Below are 22,188 nucleotides of genomic sequence, written 5' to 3' on the forward strand. Positions count from 1 at the left end.
TGCCGCGGCCCACGCAATCAGTTCGAACGCGCGATCATATGATCCCGAAATTGCGCTGCCTCGGGTGGAAGCCCCCGAAACCAGTAGCGCCGGACGGGGTAAGGGAGCCAGCGCATCGGCACTCTGCCGAAACCGAAGAACGCCAATATGCACCCCGCAATGAAAGCCGTCATCACGCCGGTGCGGATCAGATCGCCCGCCTGTGTCGCCGGATAGACGGGGAGGTAGATGACGACCAACAGCATGATCAGCACGGCGAGGGTCAGCCTGAATGAGAGCCGCCACCAGTCATCCATCCGATGCTCGAACGTCACCAGAAAGGCCTCCCGATCCGCACGCCCCTGCGGGCTGTCAAGATACACCATGTGGGGGTTCTCCGGCTCCGGCGCGGCCCCGACCGGCACCGGCGTTGGCGGATACCGGTCCGGCGGACACGGCGTCTTTCGCCAGATGACAAAGCCCAGAATCTCTTTCCGGTTCGCCTGACGCTTGCGGTACGGCCAGTAGATTTCGTGCCAGTAGGTCAGGTTCGATTTGCCTTGAGCGGCCAGCCACTCGTAAATCGGTTCTGGCGGCGTGGGTGCCGGACCGTAATCCGTCACTGCCCCAAAGGTGCAATGATAAACGAAGTGGAGGAAGGCGCCGACGAACACGACCTTGGCGACCACGGTCGGAACGGCGCCGGCAAGAACCCCAAAGAAGGTCTGCCAAAGTTGTGGTTCGAACCAGCAGAGAAAACGCGCTCCCAGAATGACCGTGCTGAGCCCAAGCAGGAGCTGGCCAAGCCAGAATAGCGCGCGGCTGCGATTCAGCGGGCCATAGCGCGCGCGTTGCAGGGTGAGGATCGCCGTGTCGATCTGGCGCTCCCCCTCGCCCGGATCGTCCGGAGCCAGATGGGCGGCCAGTGCGTCATAGGCGCGTGGTTGTCTGGTCATTTCTGTTTCTCCTGAAGGGCGCCGACAATTTTTGAATGCCTCGGGCAAGGCCCGCCTCGCGGAGTCCGGCCATCTCGTCGCGCCTGCGGCAGGAGCGGAACAAGGATGCCCGACACACGGGTATGGCTTCTGCTGCCTCCATCAGAGGCTCTCAGGCCGGGTAAGCATGATGCGCGTCTTGAGATTGCCATCGGGCCGGCGATGCAGGTCGATGATATGCCCGGTCCGCGGCTCGAAGCTCATGAGCTCCGCAACCGTCTCATAGGATGTGTTCGATCCGAAAAAGTGCGCCGGGCCATGCCATTTCTGGCCCTCGATCAGCCGCATCCTGAAGGTGCCTTGCGGGACCGGAACGCGAATGCGGTCGTTTTTTGAGACATAGACCGAGATGATGTGCCGGCCTGATGCCGGATCGAAGAGCTGCACGACCGCGTTCGCATCCGCGGTTTCGATGGTGAGGAAGCTGGAAATGCGCTTGCGCGTGACCCCGTTTTCGACGGTGACCGAACCCGATTCCGGGAAAGGCATTGCCGCCGCGCCGTCAGGCAGCCATCCCGCCCTTTGGGCTTCCCCTAAAAAGGGAATGGCAATGAGGAGCAGGCTCAACGCGAAGGGCAACCAGCGCAGTGTCCCGCCGGCATTACCGCGCAGGCTCCAGTACCGGCTACGCTGATAGTCGAAGCCGCGGTTGACGGAATCGAACCAGGCGCCTTCCATCCGCCCGGTCGGGGTTTTCTTCGCACGGTCGCGATAGCGCTCGCGCATATAGTCGCGATCATCGAGTCCCATGGCCGGGCTACCCGTTGATCGCGGCGGTCGGCGCCGCGTCGCGAAGATGCCCGATCACCCCGAATACGGCCTGGACGGTCGGTCCCGTACCGGCGGGAATCCGAAAGGTCCGGTAGCCGGCCCGGGCTGTCATGGCGTCGCGCTCCCGATCCTTTTCGGCATCATGCGAGCGGTCGTCGATCTCGATCAAAGCGATGACCCTGCCTGTGGTGGGATCCTCCACCACGAAATCGACGATCTTGCGCGCGAAGGGATTCCAGTCTGCCGGGATGACCCGCCGGCCAGGCACGGAAGGCACCTTGAGGAGCGCACCCATCGCGACCTGTGCATGGATGCGGTACATGGGCAGCACATGTTCGAGCGCCGCCAGCATGGCCTGTTCTCGTTGCGTCATGAACGGCCTGGCGACAGGCGCCAGAGGCTGCTGAGGGGTAATATTGCCCGACAGCCGCGACCAGCCGAGCGCCACGAGCCCGCTCACCAGCAGGAGCGAGGCCAGAAGTTGAAACATGTTCACAGCTCTCTCCTTCAGCCCCAGCCGTCGCGCCGACCTTCCCCGTTGTCCCGCAGATTCCGGCCATCGAGCGCCGAGCGGCGGATGTTGAGCTCGACCTCTTCGCCCTTGCGGGTGATCTGGACGTCGCGCGGATCGAGGCCGTTTCGCCGGGCATAGTCGTTTGCCGCCTTCTCGCTGCCGAACTTGCCGGCTTCCTCGAATTCCCAACCCATTGTTCATCTCCTTCTCTTGGCCGCCGGCACCGCGCCGGCGGCTTCTCCATTCACAAGTCGAGGCCGAGGCTGCGTTCGGGCAGCGGCGGCAATGGATCGCCGCGATCCGGCTTCAGATCGGACGGCGCTGGCGGGGCCTTCGCGGCCGGCATGGGCGCGGCGCCATCGGGCAGCGGCGGGAGGTCGGTCGGAATCGGTGGAAGGTCCGAAAGGTCGATACCATCGATCGGGCCCGGGTCGAATTTCTCGAGGGTCTGAGCGCCCGGTCCCTTCTTCCCGTCGATGTCGAGGCGACCGAGCGTCTCGAGGGAGGAGGTCTTGTCACCGGGGTTCATGTCGAGCTGGCGGCCAAGCTTCTCCTTGTCGTCGACCACCATCGTGAGGGCATCGCGCACGCGGGTGACGAGGACGTTGAACAGACGCTGATTGGACAGGAAACGCTCGAATGACGACATCACACCGATCGCCTTGTCGGTGGTGATCCCCTGCGCCATGTGCATGTTAAGGCTGTAGGCAAGGTCGAGCCGAGACAGCATCGGGTCACCGAGGCCGAGCGTCACGAGCGCCTTGTCTGCAGTCTCTACTTTCACGCCATCGGCATCGACGCCGACGACACGGGCGAGAGCGGCGTTGAGCATACCGCGTTCCTTGTCGTTGGCGGTCCAGCGGATGCGGTCGCCTTCGCGGAGTTGAAGGTCCTTCTTCTCGGAGAGCTGCAGCCGGTCGCGCTGCTCGGTCGGGGAAAGCTTCTGGGGATCGAACCGGATCCTGCGGCGACCGTCCGACAGTTCAACCTTTCCGTTGGCATGGACTTTCAGGACGTCGTAGCGGCCCGCCTTGATGCCGACGTCCTGCGCACCGCCGCGGCCGACCTCCAGCGTCTGGCCCGGCCAGTAGGTCGACGCATAGCGCAGCTCCTCGCGGGTCGTATTGACGCGCTCGTATACGGTGAGGTGGATCGCCTCGCCCTTGACGCTGCCTTCGGCGATCAGTCCGTCCTGAATGCGCTGATTGATGATGGCGCGCGCATCGCGGCCCGACGCGAACACGGCGGTTGCCTCGCGCTCTTGCGGGTCAAGTCCGAGCCACATGTCGGCGGCAGCGGCCGCCGGGTCGGCTGCCTCGACGACACGCTCCCCCAGCACCTTCATCGCCGCGCCGGCCTTGCCGATATTGGCGAGCGCGGCGACCGTGCGCAGCTGGTCGGTGCGCTGACGGATATTCTGGTCCATGCGCGCCACGGTGCCACCGCCGACCTGGATCATGGCGAAGGCCTTGCCGGCATCGATCGAGGAGAGCTGCTGGCGATCGCCGACCAGCACCAGCTTGTCGACACCCAGGGCCGCCGTGATCTGGTGGAGCTTGAGCATGTCGTTGCTCGAGACCATCGACGTCTCGTCGACCAGCAACATGGTGCCGGCGAGCTTCTCGCGCGCGGCGTCATATCGGGGCGTGTCACGCTCGGTGATGAAACGCTCATTGGCGAGGACGAAGGAGGCGATCGTCTGCGCCTTGATGCCCGCCCCTTCACCGAGGTCCGCCACCATTTTGTTCTGAAATGCGAGGCCGGTGATCGATCGGCCTTCGGCTTCGGCGACCCGGGCGACCGCCTGGAGCATGGTCGACTTGCCCGCGCCCGCAACGCCCTGGACCGACACGGTCCGATCTGTCGACGACAGGATCATTGTCGCCGCTGCAAGCTGACCCGGATTGAGGGGCAGAGCCACCGCTTCCTGCAAGCGCTGCGGCGCGTCTGCTGCCGCCACGATCGGCTCCGCTTTCCCTTTGCCTTCTTCGACAGCACCGAGGATCTTTTCTTCGGTCCGCAGAGCCTCCTGCGTGGTGCCCATGCGGCCCGTCCGATCCGCGGCGGTCGCAACGCCGGGGATGAGCTGACGGTTCTGCACCAGCCGATCGATCCGCTTCTCGATCATGTCGACGGTGACGCCTTTGAGGCCGAGATCGAGCGCGGTCTTGCTCAGCAGATTGACGGGCCAGGCGGCTTCGCGTTCGGAGAGCATGCGCACGGCAGACGCGACCGCAAGCTGCGCGCGTGCTTCTCCCGGCGACTTGACCGCCCGGGCGAGCGCGTTGTCCACCAGAGGATCCTGGGGACGAAGCAGCGCACCCAGGGTCTGGCGGGCGCCATCCACGGCATCGACGATGGCGCGGTAGCCGCGCTCCAGGGCGCTTTCCGGAGCCGCTAGCCCTGCGCGCGCCTCGGCCGCCGCCCGCAGGTCCTTGCCGTCGAAGCCGTGGGCCGCAGCCTGGTCGATCCAGCCCTGCTTGAGCGCCGCGCGATCCTCGACATCGAGTTTGGGATCGCGCGAGCGCTTGGTGATTTCGCGCAGGCCCTCGGGCGACTTGATGCCCAACCGCGTCGCGTGATCGAGGATCTCTTCGCGGCGCTGACTGAACTCGCCGATGACAGCCTTGGGGACACCCGATATCTCGAACGTGCCATGCTTGCCCTTGAGCTCAACCTGATAGCCGATCCGCTCGAGCCCGGCGCGCAGGAAGGCGTGGTAGATCGAGCCGATTATGCTGTTGTGGCTCCAGAGCTTGTCGGCATGGAGCGCCTGCCATTTGCCGTCGGGCATGCGCGTGAGATTGGCGATCACCGCATGGATATGCGCCTGGGGATCGAGCGCCCGGCTGGTGTCGTGCTGGAACAGCGCATAGACGAGATTGCCGGTCTGGACCGGCACCTTGCGGCCTTCGATGTCGCGCCGCCCCTCGGCGAGGTTCTTCTCGACCCACGCCATGGTCTGCTTGACGGCCGCCATATTGGCCTCAAGCACGCGCTTGTCGCCGGCGACATAGGCCATGATCGAGGCCGACTTCGGCATCGAGAAGGTGAGGTCGTAGCCCGCGCGCCGGTTCTCGACCTGGGCGACCGCTTCCCCGCTCGGAAGGATGCCATTGAGCACGCCCTCGAACGCGTCCTTGGACACCTCGCCGGACAGACCGAGGTCTTCCGACCCCTCCCCCGCCCACAGGCTGATCTCTGAGGATCCCTCGACCGTATAATAGTCGTCCTTCGCGAAATAGTTCGCGGCACCGGAAGCGGAGCGGACGCCGGCGACCGAGAGCATCAGATGCCCATATCCATGCCGTCATCGTCGCGGCCGCTGGCGAAAGCCTGGCGCAGCTCAACCAGCGTCAGATCCTCGACCTGCGGGCTGGTCTCGCCGTGCCGATGACCATCGCGGCGGTCATCCCTGTCGCGCGCGGAGACCGGCTGTTCTTCGCCGCCGGTGCGCGCCGCTGCCGCCTTGTCCGCCGCATGGGTGCCGGGCGTCGCCTGTTCGTCACGATCGTCGGCGCGCTGGGCCGCGCGCCGGGCGGCATCGTCCTCCTCCTCGACCTCGGCCGACAGGATGCGCGCGGCCAGATCGCGGGCGAGATTGGTGGTCTCGGCCACCTCTTCCACCACCTGCAACGAGCCGTCGCGCCCGCCTGCCTCCCCTGCCCCATCCTCGTCGAACGCTTCCTCTCCGCGCTTTGACCGCACCGGCCCGACATCGGGCCGTTGGACGAAGCCCTGGGCGACCTGGGGATAGTCTTTCCACTCGAGCAGGATCCGCGCCGCGGGAAAGCCGTCGGGGAACTTCACGAAGCCGTGCATCGAGGGCAGGTTGGTGATGTCGTCGGCGATGACGAGCGGCTCGACCTGTTTGCGCGGGGTCAGGGTCGAGGCGTCGCGGGTGTTGTTGTAGCCATAGCTATAGGCCTCATCCATCTGCCGAACCTCGCGGTTGCCGATGTAGCGGGCGCACTGCTCGGCCGTGTCGAGATCGGCGGTCGCGAGGATAAGCTTGGAGCGGGCAAGCGAGGCGAGATTGCGCGCTCCTTGCTCGCCATAGACTTCGACCAGTTTCTCGAAGCTATGGATGCCGAGGATCATAGCACCGCCGAACGCGCGGGCGGTCTGAAGACCATTCTCGATGGCGGGCAGGCGGTGGAGAGCGCCGAGCTCGTCGAACATGAACCATGTGCGCAGGCTGCGCGTGCGCGGCAGCGTCATCAGCCGGTTGATGGCGAGGTCCATCCAGAGCGTCAGCAGCGCCCGGTTCATCGGCAGATCGACATAGTTCGAGGTCACGAACAGGATCGAGCCGGGCTTCTTGTCGCGGGTGATCCAGTCGCGGATCGAGAAGGGCTCACCTTCGTCCGGCAGGAAGCGCAGGACCTGCGCGTTGGTGTTGAAGACGGCGCGGATCGATTCCGCCATGCGGGCCGCTTCTGGGGCGGTCAGCGGATCGGCGATGGTGTTGGCGAGGAAGCGGTGAACGCGCTTCAGGTCGGCCGTCATCAGGTTCTCGGACAGCGCGAGGTTGCTGGTCTGTCCCCGCTCCATGAGGCGGATGCACATCTCGATGAAGAGCGTGCGCGCGGCGAGCGCCCAGAAGGGTTCGGAGGAGCCGCCGTCAGACGGGATCAGCGCCGCCGCGGCGGCGGTGAACTCGCTGTGCGTGCGGCAGTCGTTGAAGATCGACCAGGCCGGGCAGCGCGCGTCCATCGGATTGAGGATCGTGTCGCGCGTGGGATCGTAGAAGGCTTCGACATAGGCCCCTGTCAGGTCGAAGATCACCGCCGTGTCCTGACGCTCCCGCATCTGGGTGACGAGGCTCCTCAGCTCCGTCGTCTTGCCCGAGCCGGTGGTGCCGATGAGCATGGCATGCGACTGCTCGGTGCGGTGCGGAAAGGGGATGCCGGCGAGCGTGTAGGGATGATGGATGCCGGCTTCCTTGCGCGCGCGGAACGGGAGCGCCAGAACCTGCCGCGGGGACAGGCTGGGGAAGAGGTCGGCGGCTTCCTCTTCGAACTTGATCCGGTTGTGCTCATTGATCTCTGCAAGGAGGACGGTGCGGTCGACCAGCATGGCCCCGCGTTCATGGCGTTCCTGAAGGATCGAACGCCCCCGCCGGTGCGAGATGTCGACGAACCAGATGGCCGCCGGAATGGTGATGAAGATCGAGACGAGGAAGGCGCCGATGAGGCCGCGCATCGCGACGGCCCAGGCGGTGATGACCTCGGGCACATAGGGCACCGCTTTCATCACGGTGCGCAGGATCTCGCCATTGGGAAGCGTGACGTTGACGCGCTTGCTCGGATTGAGATCGACCCAGTTCCAGAGCGTCGCGTAGATCTTCATGCAAACGAGCTGGAAGCCATGCTCATCGAGCTTGATCGACATGATGATGAACCAGGCTGCGAGGAAGGCGAAGAACCACAGGATGAAGGGGAGTTTCGTGCCCGAGAACCACATCAGCATTTCGTGGGTAAGAAGCTGGCTGCCGCGGGTGAAATTACCGGCATTGCGCTGGACGCGGCCGCGCGCGGAATGATGGGTGAGCGGGACGGGACGCCCGTCCGTGCGGATGTCCTCACGCGCCATGATATTGCTCCAATCGCTTGTCGGTTTCGGCGATGATGCGATCGCGATATTCGGGGAATTGCTCGCGGATGATGATGTCGAGCGCGAGCTGCTGGAACTCGCTGATGCGGGCGATCCGGCGATGGCTGGAGCTCAGCAACTGGCCCGATCCCAGGAAGGCATCGACGGCCGCGCGCAGCAGGTCCGATGGCGTGCATCCGCGTTCCGCCGCGAGCGCGACGAGGCGATCATATTTGCCGCGGTCGAGCCGGACCGAGCAGTGCTTGTAGGGGATGGTCAAACCGAGCCTCCTAGCAGGGAGGCTGGTGGGGTCTCAGAAACCGGTCCGGGTTATAGCGCAATCGCTGTGGTGGAGCAAGGAAATCGGCTTCCCCGCAGCAAGCGTGTGCGCCTGTAACACGCGAAAATGGCGGATTTCCGTGGGTTTCGGGAACGGCGAAACCATGTCCCACAGTGTCCCACCGAGCGGAAACGCCATAACCGGTTGGAATTGTTCCAGAACCTATGCACCGAAGGTGCGTTCGGTGTGCTTCTCTGCACCAGGGCTGAGTCCAGACCCTCGGAGCGTCCAGGACGCGTTCGGAATGGTTGGGATAGCGCCTCCGGCGGGGCTCCGTGCCGGCCTGCGGTCGGAAGGAAATGCCGGCTGGCGATTGACGGACCACGCGATCGCGGGTGCGTTTCAGCGCTTTCGGCAGGCTCGATGAGCGCCTATAGTCGGACCGTTCATAGCCCGATCAGCGTGAACCAAGAGGCCCATCATGGCACGCACATTGGAACAGGAAAGAGCCGCGCTTGAAGAAGAAGGCCGCAAGCTGGAAGAGCGGCGGCAACGACTGGAAGAGAAGGAACGCGAGGCCGCGATACAGGCGATCGAGAAGACCGGTCTTCTCAAGCTCGACGGCAAGCGATTGAGTGGGCTGGTCGCCCGCATAAAGTCGCTGGGAATCGAGGAAGTGGAAAAGCGCCTGACGGCCTGAACAGCCCCCGCCGCGACCCTTGTCGCGGCACGGGCATGGGGGGCTCGATGCCCCTCATGCCCGTAACATCGCCACACAAAAAAAGGGGAGAGGCGCCCGCGCCCCTCCCCGTCTGTCTCAGAATTCGTCAAGCCGCCCGCCCGGCACGCTATGGACGATCCGGTCGATGATCGTCATCGGCAGCGCGCCGTAATCCCCCTCGTCGATGGTGATGTAGCCGGCCTCCTCGTCCGCCACGACATGCTGGTCGAAGTAGCTGTGAAGCGCGCGACGTTCGGCGTTCGCGATGGCGGCGAAGAAGGCGGCGTTGTCGGCGGCGGCGCTGGTCGAGATCATCTGCATGATAGGCTCCTGTCTGTCTTGAATGACAGGAGCGGCGCGTCGGGCGGCCGAGGCCGGGTCAAGGATCGCGAAGCGACCGCGAAGCGGCGGTGGGGGTCACGATTTTCTTCGGCGGCCAGGACGCCGAAGGAGAAGCGCCGCGCCTGATCCGCCGGAGAAAATGGTGGGGCCCCGCCGTCCTTGAGGCGGTCTCGGGCGTCCGACAGAATGGGAAGTCTGTGAGAGATGTTTCCTCTCGTCGGGAGACCCCGGCAAGGCGTAGCGGCGTGCGGACCGACGGGTCCGCGCGGCACGCGAGCGAGCCGGGACTTGATGCCAGCGGCAAAAGAAAAGGGACCGAGCGCGAGGCCCGGTCCCGGATGGCGTCAGGGATGACGACCGCAGTGGCAGTAGTTCTCGTCGATGCCGCTGATCGAGCAGAGGCCTGGTCCGAAACCGGCGGCCATGATCTCGGGATCGTCGATATAGCCAAGCTCGGTGGCGATCGCGATTGCCTGTGACCGGAGCGCCGGATCGAGCTTGTCGATGGTCGGCTCCAGCGCCTCCGTGAACCACCGCTCATACATCTCGTAGCTGCCGCCGGCGGTCTGGTGCATCATCGCTTTCGAGACGCGGTCCGCCTCCTCCCGAAACTGCGCCAGACTATCCGATTGGGCGGCTGCGGATAGCGGATCGTCCTGCGGAGTGTGCGCCTGTTGTGGGCGGTGTTCGGCTGCGACCTGGTATGTCCTGCCGCAGTTCGAACAGCGGGCGCATTCATCGACTTCGTCATAATGCTCAGGATCGTAGAGCGTCGCGCAGTACGGGCAGATCGGAGCGTTGAACAGCGCCCGGAGATCGTCGGAAAGGTTGTCCATAAGAGCCTCCATCAGGATGATGCCGTGCTCCCCATCTCTCATCGATGAGGATGGGCTCATCGGGACGCGGTGTTGAGGCGGTCAGGGACGGCATGGCCGCCGCGAAGCGGGCAGCGGGGGAGCCGATTTTGTTGCCGGGTAGCGGAGCGGATCGGCGGCAAAATTGGGGGGACCGCTGATCCTTGACGGCCGAGAGACACCCAGCGTCAAACTGTGGCGATGAAGCTCCGTCTGATGCCGAGATGTGAGAGTGGTTTGGCTTTGCCCCCGAGCGTCGTGCGGGCGTCCGGATGGACCGCATCGCACGTCTAGGAGCGGCTCGCACAGAGGCAACTTGGTGTCGTTCCATCTCTGTGATAGGCGAGCGCTTGCGCCACCAAGGCCGTGGCGCCGGGACTGGTAATCCCGTCGAGAAAGGCAGCTCGGTGTGGTTTCACGCCGGGGTGCCTGCGCATATGTCCAGGTGCCTCGGTGCTAAAAGCGTAGGCGCATGTCTCGACGTGTTACCAGCCCCGGCTCCCGCGCCCAGAGCGCGGGAGTTTCGGCAAGGGTTTGGCCCTTGCGCATCCGGGGAGCGTGGGATGAGCAAGTCAGGGCAGAAGGTGGAGTCTCGTCCGCCGGAGATGGCATCGCGAGCGGCTGAAGCGTCGGACGCGATCGACCATCTGAGAAACGATCCGGAGATCCGGCGCGCGCTGGCTCTGGTCCTGATGCGGCAGGCGATGAAGGCGCTCGAAGAGGCCGAAGAAGACAGGGCCTGTTGTCATCTGCAGGCCGCGATCGACAGCCTTCTCGAGCGTTATGTCGATGGCGTTCCGTCGGCGACGAACTGACCGTTCAGGCCCACGCAAACCGAGCGTCATCATGCGCCGGCGCGCTCGCGACGAGACGCTCGAGCCGGGGCAGATAATGATCGACGCCGCGCAGTGCCGCCCGGCTCGGCGTGGCCGGATCGGACAGCCGGGCGCGGAGGAGCTCGACGGGAATGTCGCCGACGCTTTCCGCCTCGATTGCGAGGGCTTCGAGCAGCGCATAGGCATTGCCATAGGCGAGATCGAGTTCGAGGCCCTGATCCGATGTGAGGGCGACGCACAGCGTGATCTCGGCGCTGGCGGGGCAGTGATGGATGGCGATGCGCCGTCCTCTGAACTGGGCTTCCTCGATGACCGCGATCACGGCGGCGTCATGGTCGAAGATGCTGGTGATGGCGGCGAGCGCGAGCGGACAGACGCGCGCCTCGAAGCTGTCGCCGAGATACTCGTCGGGTTCAAGCAGCGCGACGCCGATGCGGTCTCCCTCGGAGCGGAGGAACCGCCGGAGCGCCGCGAGTTTCCGCGCCGTGATGATAGCGCTGGGCGAGAGAGCATCGTCGGCCGGTTCGGTGATGCGAAACAGGATGGACACGGGCTTGGTCTCCTCGACTGAAGGCGCTTTGCCCCTCCCCTCTCCTCTTTCTGGCGGCCGCCCACGGTCAGCTTGTCGGGCCCGTCTTGGCGGGACGCTGCAGTCGCGGCGCACGGGGGTTCGATGCCCGCGTGCGCCGCTTCCTCGCAGCAAGAAAGAAGAGAGGCTCCGGCGGATGCCGGAGCCTCTCGAGGGTGCGTCAGCGACGACGCTGGCGACCGCCGTTCACCATGTCGCGGTAGTAGTCATCCTGCGTCCAGGGATCGAACTCGTCGCGGGACTTCGGGAGATCGGTCTTGGGCTGGGCGAGCCGCGCCTTCACGGTCTCATCGAGCTTCACGACATGGAGAGGCACGCCTGCCTGCCGCAGCTTCTGGGCGAGGTTCATCTGGATGCCCGAGCCTTCGCAGACGACGGCTTCCACCGGCCTCAGGGCCAGCAGCCGGTCGTTGCGGACGAAGGCGGCCTTGGCGCCCAACCGGCGGTCGAGCTTGAACAGAATGACCTTCACGCCGCGCGCTGCCGCCCATGCCTGCGCAATCGCATCGCAGCCCTTGGTCTGGGCGGTCGTTGCGAGGATCATTTCCGGGATGCGCGCCTTGATCGAGTCGAGCCCGCGCCAGAGACCCTCATGGTCTTCCCAGACCTGCCCGCCGGAGAATGCGACAACCGGACCTTCGGGCGCGAACTGCTCGCGGCGCTCTCGAATTCGGGAAGCGAGATAGTCGCGGGCATCGATCATCGACGCGGTGACGCCTCGGGACACCCGGCTGCCGCGGGTCGGCGAATAGGGCCGTCCGGTCTCGACGCGATAGACTTCGGAGGCGTGGTCGCGCATGCACTCCATCGCATCGCGGCACCCTTGCAGCGTCTGGCAGAGAAGCTGGGCGTCTTCGAGCTGCGCGGCGTAGATCTCGCTCGGGTCAAAGTTGCGGGCGAGTTCGCCAAGCTCCTTCGCGGCATCGTCTTCTCGGTCGTTGATGCGCTTCGCGACGACGTGGAAGCTGTTCACGAAGCCCCAGGCGAGATCGGCTGCATAGGGTTCGAGGCGCGTGTCGCGGAACACATCGAACAGCGTCGCCATCACCATCTCAACGGCCACACGGGCCTGCTCCGGGTCGGGCATGTCGAGCTGCTCGGCCTCGTCGACCGGCGAGAGCTTCGCGCGTTCGTCATGCTCGATGAAAGCGTGTTCGTAAGTGGCGGCGCGGTCGTGGCTGTCCGTCTCGCTGGCGATGAAGCTGGCGAGATCTGCGAAGTTCGAGAAAGACTTGGTCATGTGAGCCTCCATGGGTTCTGGATGTCTCATCCTCGGGATGAGGCCTGGCTCAGGGCATGCGGTGGTCAGGGAGGTCGGGCACGTTAACCGGGAAGCCGGCCGCTCGCGGCCGGACCCGGGTTAACGCCGCCGCGCGGGGAGCGGGGGAGCCGATTTTTTCGGGGGGCCGCGCCAGCGGGCGCACGCAAAAATTGGGGGGACCGCTCATGCTCGACGGACCGCCAACCCCGCATGCCACACTAGGCAGACACAAGAGAGGAATAGGAATGAAAATCCTTCCCCGCTCGTCAACCGCAAGTGGGATCGTGACCCGGCAGGGCGGAGACGAAGCTCCGCTTCGGCTCCGTGAGCTTAGCCGGGGCTCGCGCGGCACGCGCGGGCGGCGGCTTAGCGAATAGAGCCCCGGTCCCGTCCTTCGCCCGAGCGAAGGGCGGGATGCGCCAACCCTTCTTGGCCAGCCCTATCGCAGGACCGATGACCTGGACCTCGCCGGCCCCACACAGCCCGGTTTTCAGACGAAGTCTGATCGATCGGTGAGATCCCGCAGCACGAGCAACTTACGCCGCAGCCAGCACGCAGCACCGCGCGGCACGCAGACGTGACGCGAGGCGACATTCGCTTTGAACCCGGTCCGGTCAGAGGCGGGTGAGCACGGCAAATGCCCGCGCCGCCATCGAGGGCGCCGCGCCGCGAGTTTCAGGGGATGCTGGGCGGGTGGCAAGCTCGCCCTAGGCACGGGGCGAGGCCGGCGTGTGCCGACCTCGCCGCCGGCATCAGGTCGGCCTGATCCAGTCGGCGGCGAGCTGCCATCCAAGGATATCGCTGCCGCTGTCACCGACGGCATCGCCGGAGATGTCGCGCCAGGGCGAACGCGGCCGGTAGGTCGGCATATACCGTACCGTCATCAGCTCGAATGTGGAGCAGGTATAGCCGCTCAACCGGATCGCAAGCACCGGCTGGTTCTCGGGCGGCAAAGCACCGAAGATCGAGATGAAGCCCGAGGGGATCGGGTGCAGTGTCGCATCGATCATCGCGCGCGCGAGCCGGGTCTCCAGTTCGCTGGCCTCGCTGCCCCAGGGATGGGCATCGATGTCGAACAGATCGGCGGCGCCGGCCGCGGGCACATAGGAGAATTCGCCGGACCAGCAGCGGCTGTCCGGATTGAGCGCGGCGATATCGTCGCCGAGGCGCGGATCGCCGGTCTCGCAGCGTAGCCAGTCGGCAAGGGCCGGCGTGAGCCGGCCTGAAAGCTTGCGGGCGCGCAGCGGGGTCGCATCGAGATCGGGAAATTCGACCAGCCACCAGGCGAGGCGGTGGTGCATGATGATGCCGAAGCAATGGTCGGCGGACCGGGCGGGCGTGGATTGTGCGTGCATGAGCGTTGTCCTGTTGGAAGGCCGACGGGTCAATGGACCGACCCGTCGTGCGCGAAGATGGAATGGGGGACGATCAGTTGGTGCTCGCTGGCGACCAGCGACCAGGCCGCGGCAAGATCGTCATAATATTCGCAGTCGACGATCGCGTCGGCGCTGGCTTCGCCGAACTGCGCCTGCTCGAAGTCGCGGGCGTGGGCGGCGTCGGTCGCCTCGGTGATCGCCTGGCCAAGGCGGGCGGCGATCTCGTGGCGGCCCATGCTGTCGGCCGCGCGGCGGATGCGCTCGACCATGCAGGGGTTGGTGGTCTCGATGCCGTGGGCGATGCCGGCGATGTCGTCGAAGCTGGTGAGGGTGAACATTTGTGCTCTCCATCGAAAGGTGGAGGGCGGCCGCGCGCGACCGCCCGGAAGGACGGTCAGAGGAATTCGATTTCCTCGGCGACGATGTCGGTGTTGTAGTAGGTGCGACCGTCGCGCTCGTTGCGGCTGTAGCGGATCTCGCCGACCACCAGGAGCTTGTCGCCCTTCTTCTTGTGGTTGGCGACCGACTTGCCGAGGCCGTTGAAGGCCTTGACCGTGTGGAACTCGTCGTAGGTCTCGGTGTAGCCGTTGTCGTCCTTCTGGACCTGGCCGTCCTTGATGACCGGCTTGGAGGTGACGAGGCTGAAGCTGACGCCGCCCTTGCTGTCCGTGCCGAAGCGGCTGATGTCCGAGGTGATGCGGCCCGAGAGAAAAACCTTGTTCATGGCCTGATGCCTTTCGCGTCTCACGCCAGCGGGCCGATCCCGCTGGGATGAACTTGTCCGAAGGCCCGTGATCGAGGGGACACCGCACCCGAGCGCCAGCGAGGGGAAACCCCCATTTTTCGAGTGGTGCGGGCAGAGGCCGCCAGGCCTCAACACGGTCGGAAAATGGCGGGTTGCGGAGGCCCCGCACGGGCGTAGCGTTCATCCACTCAAGCGGATGGCCCACCGGCGATATCGCGAAGGCCCTCGCCATGGACGGTCTTCACTCGGGGTCAGCCAAAGCGAGACACCTGCCCTGCACGGCGGCGGCGCGTCGGATTGTCGGCCTCGCCCGAGCGGTCTGGGGACGGCCTCGTGTGCGGGATCGACAGGGCGCGGCGTCCGGGACGGCGAGATGCCATCAGGTCATGCCGGCCAGCGGTCGGCGAGTGCCATGCACGAGGAAGGGCATGGCGCTGGATCGTCCGGCAAGAGGACAGCGCACCGCGGCACGGCGACGGGTGCTCCGGCTCGAGCGATATCAGCGGTCGGCAGGCAGAGACCTCGGCGACGCTTCCTGCGGTCGGGCCGGCCCGCCTGTCGCCAAGATGGTGGCTCGATGCGGCCTATCGGCGAGGAAAGCCGGGAAGGACGGCGAGGCTATCTACCGCAGACGGGCGAGCCGGCCTGGCGGTATCCCGCGGAACAGGGAGAGGGAGCCCGCGCCGGTCGCGGCGATCAGGAAGAAGCCGCCCGCCATGGTCGCGTTCTTCAGGATTTCGGTGAGATTGCCCATGTGCGCCTGCTTGGCCGTGGCGAGACACCAGAGCCCGAGCAGGATGCCAACCGTGCGGACGGGATAACCCAGGACGATCGCGATCCCGCCGACAAGCTCGCAAAGGCCGATCAGATAGGCGAAGATCAGGGGGTCGGGCAGGCCGATGGCTGCAAGTCCGGGAACGAGGGCGGCCGCGCCGCCCATGAGCTTCATCGCACCCCATACGATGAAGGGGATGCCAAGGAACAATCGTGCGAGAAATAGCCCTCGGTCGTTCATGAGCATCCCCCTGTGATCGGCCTCGCCATGACAGGAGGACGCACGGAAAGGTCGTGCGTCTACCCGGGCGGGCTTCTTGAAGACTAGCGCCCGTGCGGGCGTGCAACAACGGGTCTAGTCCTGGACGGGCTTTCCGGACTTTTCTTCTTCGAAGGAGAGCGCGACGTCGGCGTTGGCGGAGAGGCGGACGCGGTCGCCTTCGACACCGGCGACCAGGCCGATGCTGATATAGTGGTGGTGGCCGCTGTGGGCGCCGTGGCTGTCATGTTTCCCGAGCTAGATCCGGTCGCCCTCGAGACGATCGACGGTGCCGACATGGACGCCATCGGCGCCGATGATTTCCATGCCTTCCTTGATGTCGTGAGCCATCGCTAGTTTCTCCTTGATTGGCGGAGGTCGCGAAGCAACTCTCATGCCACCGGCATGATCCAGCGATGCACGTGCATAGTCAGCGACATGCGGCGATGCTCAACGCAGGCGAACGACAGAATGTCCCGCATTGCGGGGCAAATTGTCCAAGGCAAACGGTACTCGTCCGTTCAATGCTTGCGGACGAATTCTGCGCGCAAGACCAGCCCCTTGATTCCATCGTATCGACAGTCGATCTCCTGGGCGTCGCCGGTGAGTCGGATCGATTTGATCACGGTGCCCTTGCGCAGGGTCTGGCCTGCGCCCTTCACTTTGAGATCCTTGATCGTGATGACGCTATCACCATCGGCGAGAAGGTTGCCGACGGAATCGCGCACTTCGATCGCCTCGGCGGCGTGGGCATTCGCGGCGGCCTCGGCCGGACTGATCCATTCGCCGGAGGCTTCGTCATAGACATAGTCGTCGCTGGTATCGGTCATGGTCGGTCGCGCCCTTCAGGCCAGACGCGCTTCGAGCGCGCCGAGTTCGGCGGTCAGCGCCGCGGGCAGGCGGTCGCCGAAGCGTGCATAGTCGCGGCGGATGCGCTCGGCCTCGGCGCGCCATTCGTCGTGATCGACGGCGAGGAGGGCTGCCACGGCTGCGTCGGAGAGATCGAGTCCCGCCAGATCGAGGTCGTCCATCCTGGGAAGGCGGCCGATGGCCTTGTCCTCGGCCTCGACGCGCCCGTCCAGGCGATCGGCGATCCATTTGAGGACGCGGGCATTGTCGCCGAAGCCGGGCCAGAGGAAACGGCCGTCGACATCCTTGCGGAACCAGTTGACGTAGAAGATGCGCGGCAGCTTGGCCGCGTCCGACGCCTCCGCGCCCAGCTTTAGCCAGTGGGCGAAATAGTCGCCCATATTATAGCCGCAGAAGGGCAGCATCGCGAAGGGATCGCGGCGCACGTCGCCGATCTTGGTCTCGGCCGCGGCCGTGCCCTCGGACGCGACGTTGGAGGCCAGGAACACGCCGTGCTGCCAGTCGAAGGCCTCGGTGACGAGCGGAGCGGTCGTCGCTCGGCGGCCGCCGAAGAGAATGGCCGAGATCGGAACGCCCCTGGGGTCCTCCCATTCGGGCGCGATTGCCGGGCATTGCCCCGCGGGGCAGGCGAAGCGCGCATTGGGATGGGCAGCCGGCGTGCCGAGATCGGGAGACCAGGCCTGGCCGCGCCAGTCGGTCAGCCCGGCGGGCGGCTCCTTGGTGAGGCCCTCCCACCAGACATCGCCATCGGCGGTGAGCGCTGTGTTGGTGAAGATGGTGTTCGCGTCGAGGCTGGCGAGCGCATTGGCGTTGGTGGTCGCGCTCGTGCCCGGCGCGACGCCGAAGAATCCGGCCTCGGGATTGATCGCGTAGAGCCGGCCGTCGTCACCGAAGCGCATCCAGGCGATGTCGTCGCCGATGGTCTCGGCCTTCCAGCCCGGAATGGTCGGCTGCAGCATGGCGAGGTTGGTCTTGCCGCAGGCCGAAGGGAAGGCGGCGGCGACATAATGCACGCGGCCCTCGGGTGAGGTCAGCTTGAGGATGAGCATATGCTCGGCAAGCCAGCCATCGTCGCGGGCCATGACCGAGGCGATGCGCAGGGCGTAGCATTTCTTGCCGAGCAGGGCGTTCCCGCCATAGCCCGATCCATAGGACCAGATTTCGCGCGTCTCGGGGAAGTGGACGATATATTTGGTCTCGTTGCAGGGCCAGGCGGCGTCGGCCTCGCCGGGCGCGAGCGGCGCGCCGACCGAATGGACCGCGGGCACGAATTCGCCGTCCTCGCCCAAGGCGTCGAGCGCGGGCGTGCCCATCCGCGTCATCACGCGCATGGAGAGGACGACATAGGGGCTGTCGGTGATCTCCACTCCGAGCGCGCTGATCGGCGAGCCGATCGGGCCCATGGAGAAGGGCACGACATACATGGTGCGCCCGCGCATGCAGCCGTCGAACAGGTCCTTGAGCGTGCCGCGCATCTCGTCCGGCGCGCGCCAGTTGTTGGTCGGTCCGGCGTCGGCCTCGTTTTCGGCGCAGATGAAGGTGCGGCTTTCGACGCGCGCGACATCGCGCGGGTCCGAGGCGGCCCAGAAGGAGTTGGGGCGCTTCGCGGGATCGAGGCGGCGCAGGGTTCCGGCCGCGACCAGCTGCTCGGTCAGGGCATGCCATTCGGCCTCGGAGCCATCGCACCAGTGGATATGGTCGGGTTTGGTGAGGGCGGCGATCTCGTCGACCCAGGCAGCGAGGCGGCGATGGCGAGTCGGAGCCGCCAGCGTTTCAGCGATAAGGGCGTCCGACATCGAAACTCTCCGAATAACTGGGGCGTCGCGGCAAGCGCGCGCGGTTTGCGAGGGGGTTGATGCCCGGTTCGTTAGCAGTTTGAGGACGCCAGATGCAAGTTTAGGATCGCTATTCAGATAGTCAGCCTCGCTTCTGAGCAATCCTTGACGTCATTCCTGATGTATTTTACATCATGGCGATGCTCACCCCAGCTCAGCTTCGCGCGGCGCGCGCGCTCCTCGGAATCGACCAGCGCACGCTCGCCGAGCGCGCCGGCGTCTCGCTGCCAACGATCCAGCGCATGGAAGCGACCAGCGATGGCTATGTCCGGGGCGTGGTGGATACGCTGACCAAGGTGGTCGATGCGCTTGAGCGCGAGGGGATCGAGCTGATCCGGGAGAATAGCATCAGCGCGAGCGGCGGGCGGGGTGTCCGGCTGCGCGATCCCACCAGCCCGACCTTGCGCGAGCCCGTGCGGCGCACGCAGGACAATGCATCGGCGGCGTAGGCATGCCTGACGGTACGGCGACAGCCCATCTCTTCCGGCCGAAGCTCGTCACGGCCCTGAGCGAAGGCTATTCCCTCTCGTCGTTGCGCAAGGACGTGCTCGCTGCGGTGACGGTGGCGATCGTGGCGCTGCCTCTGTCGATGGCGATCGCCGTAGCCTCCGGCGTGTCGCCCGAGCGAGGGCTATATACAGCGATCATCGGCGGGTTCCTCGTCTCGGCGCTGGGTGGGAGCCGCTACCAGATCGGGGGACCCGCGGGGGCCTTCATCGTTCTGGTGGCTGCCACGACGACGAAGTTCGGTCTGAACGGGCTGCTCGTGACCGTGATGCTGTCGGGCGCGATGCTGACGCTGATCGGGCTTTCGCGCCTCGGCTCGCTGATCCGCCACATTCCCCATCCCGTGACCGTGGGGTTCACCTGCGGCATTGCCGTGACGATCTTCTCAGGCGAAATCCGGGATCTGTTCGGTCTGCATCTCGCGGGCGCGGAACCCGGCCCGCTGATCCCCAAGCTGCTGGCGCTCGGCAAGGCGGCAGCGACGGCGACGCCTGCGGCGGCGGTGCTGGGCCTCGGCTCGGCGGCGCTGATCTTCGTGCTGCGCCGGTATCGGCCCAACTGGCCCGGCATGTTGATCGCGGTGGTGCTGGCGTCCATCGCCGCCGCATGGATGCAGCTTCCGGCCGAGACGATCGGCAGCCGCTTCGGCGATATCCCGCGCGGCTTGCCGACGCCGCAGGCACCGGAGATGTCATGGGCGCTGGTGCTGCAGCTCCTGCCGTCGGCGCTCTCGTTCACCCTGCTGGGCGGCGTCGAGAGCCTGTTGTCGGCCAAGGTCGCCGACAGCATGTCCGGACGCAAGCATCGCTCCAACATGGAGCTGGTCGCGCAGGGTCTCGCCAACATCGTCTCAGCCCTGTTCGGCGGGATCAGCGTCACCGGCACGATCGCGAGAACCGCGACGAACATCCGGGCTGGCGCGATCAGCCCGGTGTCGGGCATGCTGCATGCGCTGTTCGTCCTGCTCTTCATGCTCGTGGCTGCGCCGCTGGCGCGCTATGTACCGCTCTCGGCGCTCGCCGGCGTCCTGCTGGTGGTGTGCTGGAACATGGCCGAGAAGGCCGAATTCCTGCGCCTGATCCGTAGCTGGCCCACGGCCTCGGTGCTGCTCGCGACCTTCGGCCTGACCCTGGTGAAGGACCTGACATTCGGGATCGTCGCGGGGTGTGTCGTCGCCGCATTGCTGGCGATCGTCCGGCGAAGGGTCCCGCAGGAGGGCGATTGAAGGTGCGACGGTGCGGAGCAAGTGGCTTGCCCGCAGAACAAAAACAGGGCCTGCCTCGCGGGGAATGTGCGAGGCAGGCCCTCAAGGGTCGTGCGCGGCCGGGAGGCGCGGGACCGGGCACGTCGGGGAGCATGTTGGAGGGCGGAAGAAGCGGTGGGACCAGGTTCGGGCCGTGAGCGCCATTGAGCGACCGCGTCGCGGTCAAAGGGTTCAATCGGTCAATGCGGAGAGCATACGCGGTGCCGAGGCCGATCCGATCGCGCTTGTGAGACGCGTCGCATCGGCAATGGTGGACGCCGTTCCGAGCCATTCCAGGGAGCCATCATGGCGTTCAGCATAGATGGCGTAGGAGGCGGGGACTTCGTCAGCGTTCTGCACGAGGGCATGTTCGCCGGACGCATCACGCAGGCCCGCGATTGCGATCTGCCGGCTCCATGCGAGAGGAACGGGACGAAGCTCACCGCCAGAGGGCGACGTGGAAAAGTTCTCGGACCATCCTGGGCAGCGCTGGTCCACGAAGTCGATTGCGGCGGCGATCCGACCGTTGGTATCGCCATGGGCAAGGGCGAGACAGGCGGGCGCGGCTGCGATCATATCCGCCAGCTTCGCCGTAAAGGTCTCGAACATCGCATCGCTCTGGAAGTCGCCATCCTCCGGGGGCACGGGCCTTTCCTCCGTCAACACGATTTGCAGTTCGTGAAGCGCCGCGAAGGCCAGGCCGGACGCGTGTCCGGTGGTGAGGTCAGGCCTGTCGAAGATCAGGTCGTAGGGCCGGCCTTCCGGATCGGCGAAAGCCTGATCGAAGGTCAGGTGCGAGATCGATTCCCAGGTCTCTCGGGAAATCTCGCGCGCATCGACATAATATTCGGGTGCGGGAAGGCCGAGACCCGCATCGAGACCATCGAGGCGCAGACGGGAAAGCTGGGCCGTTTCGCTATTCGGATGCTCTTGGCGTTCCAGCAAGGTCGCGAGATCGGTCTGGTCGAGCGCGATCCAGTGCGGGGCCGACGCGCCGTCGCGCGGAAACAGGCCACGGAGCTGGATCAGTCGCTCGATCTGCGAGGCGTCCCGCAGGTCATAGGCGCCGCCGAGGATTTCGGCGGCGATGTGGTGCCAGACGTGCCAGGGATAGCTCGCGAAGGGCACAACATGGCGAGCAACCAGACAATCGTCATCCAGCATGCATTCCCGGCTGCCGTCACCGGCCCAGAATTTGCCCACGCTACCCTCGGCGGAAACGATCTCGGCGCTGGTGAGCGCGACGAAGTCGGCAGTGAGGCCGCACAAGTCGTGGGGCGATCGGGTCGGGAGACTGGATTGGGCAAGTGAAGGCATGGAGGGATCCTCGCTGTTGGTCGGCGTGCGGGTGCGCGCTGTCAAAAGAGACAGGGCCCGCTTCGCGACGTGCGAAACGGACCCTGCAAGGGGCCGCGCCCGGAGGCTGGGCGCGGCGGGGGAGATGGATCGCGTCAGGCGGTCGCGTCGGCGGTTTCGGCCGGTTCGGCGGCCTCGGAACCGTGCGGCTTGCGCTGGCGGCGACCGCCTTCCTGGGGCTCGCCACCGAAGGCATGTTCGGCGGAGGACTGGCCGAGGCCGGCCTCGGCGCCCTGGGTGGCGGGGCCGGCGGTCTCGTCGGCGCCGGGCAGCGGCGGCAGGCCCTCGTCGGCCTTGGGCGCCATCTCCGCGGCGAGATCGCGGCGACGCGTCGGGCGCGACCAGACGACGTTGTAGCTGCCGTCCTCCTGGCGGAACGCCGACACGTAGAGCGGCGCGGCCAGGCTCGGGTCCTCGATCTTGCCGTTGAGGAACGCCTCGCCCGTGCCGTTCGAGAACAGCTCGAACAGCGCACCCACCTGCACC

At 65.9% G+C, this 22,188-nt stretch carries 23 protein-coding genes and 1 pseudogene; 4 read left to right on the plus strand and 20 right to left on the minus strand.

Annotated elements, in window-relative coordinates; all coding sequences use genetic code 11:
* Nucleotides 1-17: 17 nt before the first annotated feature.
* From HJG53_RS16555 to HJG53_RS16585, 7 genes are all read right to left on the minus strand, one after another.
* Nucleotides 18-935, minus strand: coding sequence for a hypothetical protein (locus tag HJG53_RS16555; RefSeq protein ID WP_019054626.1), 918 nt, complete (start codon nt 933-935; stop codon nt 18-20).
* Nucleotides 936-1,076: 141 nt separating this feature from the next.
* Nucleotides 1,077-1,724, minus strand: a complete 648-nt coding sequence (locus HJG53_RS16560) for a hypothetical protein (protein ID WP_024020800.1) — start codon at nt 1,722-1,724, stop codon at nt 1,077-1,079.
* A gap of 7 nt (nt 1,725-1,731) precedes the next feature.
* On the minus strand, nt 1,732-2,235 hold the full coding sequence (locus HJG53_RS16565; RefSeq protein WP_019054789.1) for a DUF2726 domain-containing protein: 504 nt from the start codon (nt 2,233-2,235) through the stop codon (nt 1,732-1,734).
* Between the two features lie 17 nt (nt 2,236-2,252).
* On the minus strand, nt 2,253-2,453 hold the full coding sequence (locus tag HJG53_RS16570) for a hypothetical protein (protein WP_019054788.1): 201 nt from the start codon (nt 2,451-2,453) through the stop codon (nt 2,253-2,255).
* 50 nt (nt 2,454-2,503) lie between these two features.
* Nucleotides 2,504-5,548, minus strand: coding sequence for a MobF family relaxase (mobF, locus tag HJG53_RS16575; protein WP_019054787.1), 3,045 nt, complete (start codon nt 5,546-5,548; stop codon nt 2,504-2,506).
* Nucleotides 5,548-7,854 (minus strand): type IV secretion system DNA-binding domain-containing protein, encoded by a 2,307-nt coding sequence (locus HJG53_RS16580; RefSeq protein ID WP_024020798.1) that lies wholly within the window; start codon nt 7,852-7,854, stop codon nt 5,548-5,550. The genes mobF and HJG53_RS16580 overlap by 1 nt, the downstream gene beginning before the upstream one ends.
* The gene (locus tag HJG53_RS16585; protein WP_019054536.1) at nt 7,844-8,134 is read right to left on the minus strand and encodes a hypothetical protein; all 291 of its coding nucleotides are present in this window, start codon (nt 8,132-8,134) and stop codon (nt 7,844-7,846) included. The genes HJG53_RS16580 and HJG53_RS16585 overlap by 11 nt, the downstream gene beginning before the upstream one ends.
* A 481-nt stretch (nt 8,135-8,615) precedes the next feature.
* Between HJG53_RS16585 and HJG53_RS16590 the strand changes: the two genes are divergently transcribed.
* Complete coding sequence (locus tag HJG53_RS16590) at nt 8,616-8,834, plus strand: hypothetical protein (RefSeq protein WP_019054537.1); 219 nt, start codon at nt 8,616-8,618, stop codon at nt 8,832-8,834.
* Nucleotides 8,835-8,951: 117 nt separating this feature from the next.
* On the opposite strand, the gene HJG53_RS16595 is transcribed toward HJG53_RS16590, so the two are convergent.
* Together HJG53_RS16595 and HJG53_RS16600 are read right to left on the minus strand one after the other, a co-directional pair.
* Nucleotides 8,952-9,176: a hypothetical protein gene (locus HJG53_RS16595; protein ID WP_019054538.1), complete on the minus strand. Its 225-nt coding sequence runs from the start codon at nt 9,174-9,176 to the stop codon at nt 8,952-8,954.
* A 365-nt stretch (nt 9,177-9,541) separates the two neighbouring features.
* The gene (locus HJG53_RS16600; protein WP_254447843.1) at nt 9,542-10,033 is read right to left on the minus strand and encodes a hypothetical protein; all 492 of its coding nucleotides are present in this window, start codon (nt 10,031-10,033) and stop codon (nt 9,542-9,544) included.
* Between the two features lie 581 nt (nt 10,034-10,614).
* On the opposite strand from HJG53_RS16600, the gene HJG53_RS16605 reads away from it, so the two are divergent.
* The gene (locus HJG53_RS16605; RefSeq protein WP_019054540.1) at nt 10,615-10,866 is read left to right on the plus strand and encodes a hypothetical protein; all 252 of its coding nucleotides are present in this window, start codon (nt 10,615-10,617) and stop codon (nt 10,864-10,866) included.
* Between the two features lie 4 nt (nt 10,867-10,870).
* Here HJG53_RS16605 and HJG53_RS16610 read toward each other — a convergent pair whose 3' ends face one another.
* The 9 genes and pseudogenes from HJG53_RS16610 to HJG53_RS16650 all read right to left on the minus strand — a co-directional run bounded on the left by HJG53_RS16610 (nt 10,871) and on the right by HJG53_RS16650 (nt 18,557).
* Complete coding sequence (locus HJG53_RS16610; protein WP_019054541.1) at nt 10,871-11,437, minus strand: hypothetical protein; 567 nt, start codon at nt 11,435-11,437, stop codon at nt 10,871-10,873.
* Nucleotides 11,438-11,636: 199 nt separating this feature from the next.
* The gene (locus HJG53_RS16615; RefSeq protein WP_019054542.1) at nt 11,637-12,716 is read right to left on the minus strand and encodes a DUF2493 domain-containing protein; all 1,080 of its coding nucleotides are present in this window, start codon (nt 12,714-12,716) and stop codon (nt 11,637-11,639) included.
* 773 nt (nt 12,717-13,489) lie between these two features.
* Nucleotides 13,490-14,092, minus strand: a complete 603-nt coding sequence (locus HJG53_RS16620) for a hypothetical protein (protein WP_019054543.1) — start codon at nt 14,090-14,092, stop codon at nt 13,490-13,492.
* Between the two features lie 29 nt (nt 14,093-14,121).
* Entirely contained in the window at nt 14,122-14,451 is a 330-nt protein-coding gene (locus tag HJG53_RS16625; RefSeq protein WP_019054544.1) for a hypothetical protein, read from the minus strand.
* Nucleotides 14,452-14,507: 56 nt separating this feature from the next.
* Nucleotides 14,508-14,837 carry a single-stranded DNA-binding protein gene (locus HJG53_RS16630; RefSeq protein WP_171132328.1) on the minus strand — a complete coding sequence of 110 codons (330 nt, stop codon included), beginning with the start codon at nt 14,835-14,837 and terminating at the stop codon, nt 14,508-14,510.
* Nucleotides 14,838-15,480: 643 nt separating this feature from the next.
* On the minus strand, nt 15,481-15,879 hold the full coding sequence (locus HJG53_RS16635) for a DoxX family membrane protein (RefSeq protein ID WP_019054546.1): 399 nt from the start codon (nt 15,877-15,879) through the stop codon (nt 15,481-15,483).
* A gap of 108 nt (nt 15,880-15,987) precedes the next feature.
* Nucleotides 15,988-16,242, minus strand: a pseudogene (locus HJG53_RS16640) (DUF2171 domain-containing protein).
* A gap of 170 nt (nt 16,243-16,412) precedes the next feature.
* A complete protein-coding gene (locus tag HJG53_RS16645; protein WP_019054549.1) occupies nt 16,413-16,721 on the minus strand; it encodes an alkylphosphonate utilization protein in 309 nt (102 codons plus the stop codon).
* Between the two features lie 15 nt (nt 16,722-16,736).
* On the minus strand, nt 16,737-18,557 hold the full coding sequence (locus tag HJG53_RS16650) for a phosphoenolpyruvate carboxykinase (GTP) (protein ID WP_019054550.1): 1,821 nt from the start codon (nt 18,555-18,557) through the stop codon (nt 16,737-16,739).
* 179 nt (nt 18,558-18,736) lie between these two features.
* Between HJG53_RS16650 and HJG53_RS16655 the strand changes: the two genes are divergently transcribed.
* Both HJG53_RS16655 and HJG53_RS16660 read left to right on the plus strand, forming a co-directional pair.
* Nucleotides 18,737-19,045 (plus strand): helix-turn-helix domain-containing protein, encoded by a 309-nt coding sequence (locus HJG53_RS16655; protein WP_043146178.1) that lies wholly within the window; start codon nt 18,737-18,739, stop codon nt 19,043-19,045.
* A gap of 2 nt (nt 19,046-19,047) precedes the next feature.
* Nucleotides 19,048-20,328, plus strand: coding sequence for a SulP family inorganic anion transporter (locus HJG53_RS16660; RefSeq protein WP_019054552.1), 1,281 nt, complete (start codon nt 19,048-19,050; stop codon nt 20,326-20,328).
* A gap of 210 nt (nt 20,329-20,538) precedes the next feature.
* Here the strand turns inward: HJG53_RS16660 and HJG53_RS16665 are convergent, their stop codons facing one another.
* Both HJG53_RS16665 and HJG53_RS16670 read right to left on the minus strand, forming a co-directional pair.
* Complete coding sequence (locus HJG53_RS16665; protein WP_167539654.1) at nt 20,539-21,663, minus strand: hypothetical protein; 1,125 nt, start codon at nt 21,661-21,663, stop codon at nt 20,539-20,541.
* A 134-nt stretch (nt 21,664-21,797) separates the two neighbouring features.
* Nucleotides 21,798-22,188: DUF736 family protein (locus HJG53_RS16670; protein WP_171132330.1), on the minus strand; the 391-nt coding region annotated here is incomplete at its 5' end.

It is taken from the genome of Sphingomonas sp. ID1715 (assembly GCF_013044515.1).
Lineage (GTDB): Bacteria > Pseudomonadota > Alphaproteobacteria > Sphingomonadales > Sphingomonadaceae > Sphingomonas_B.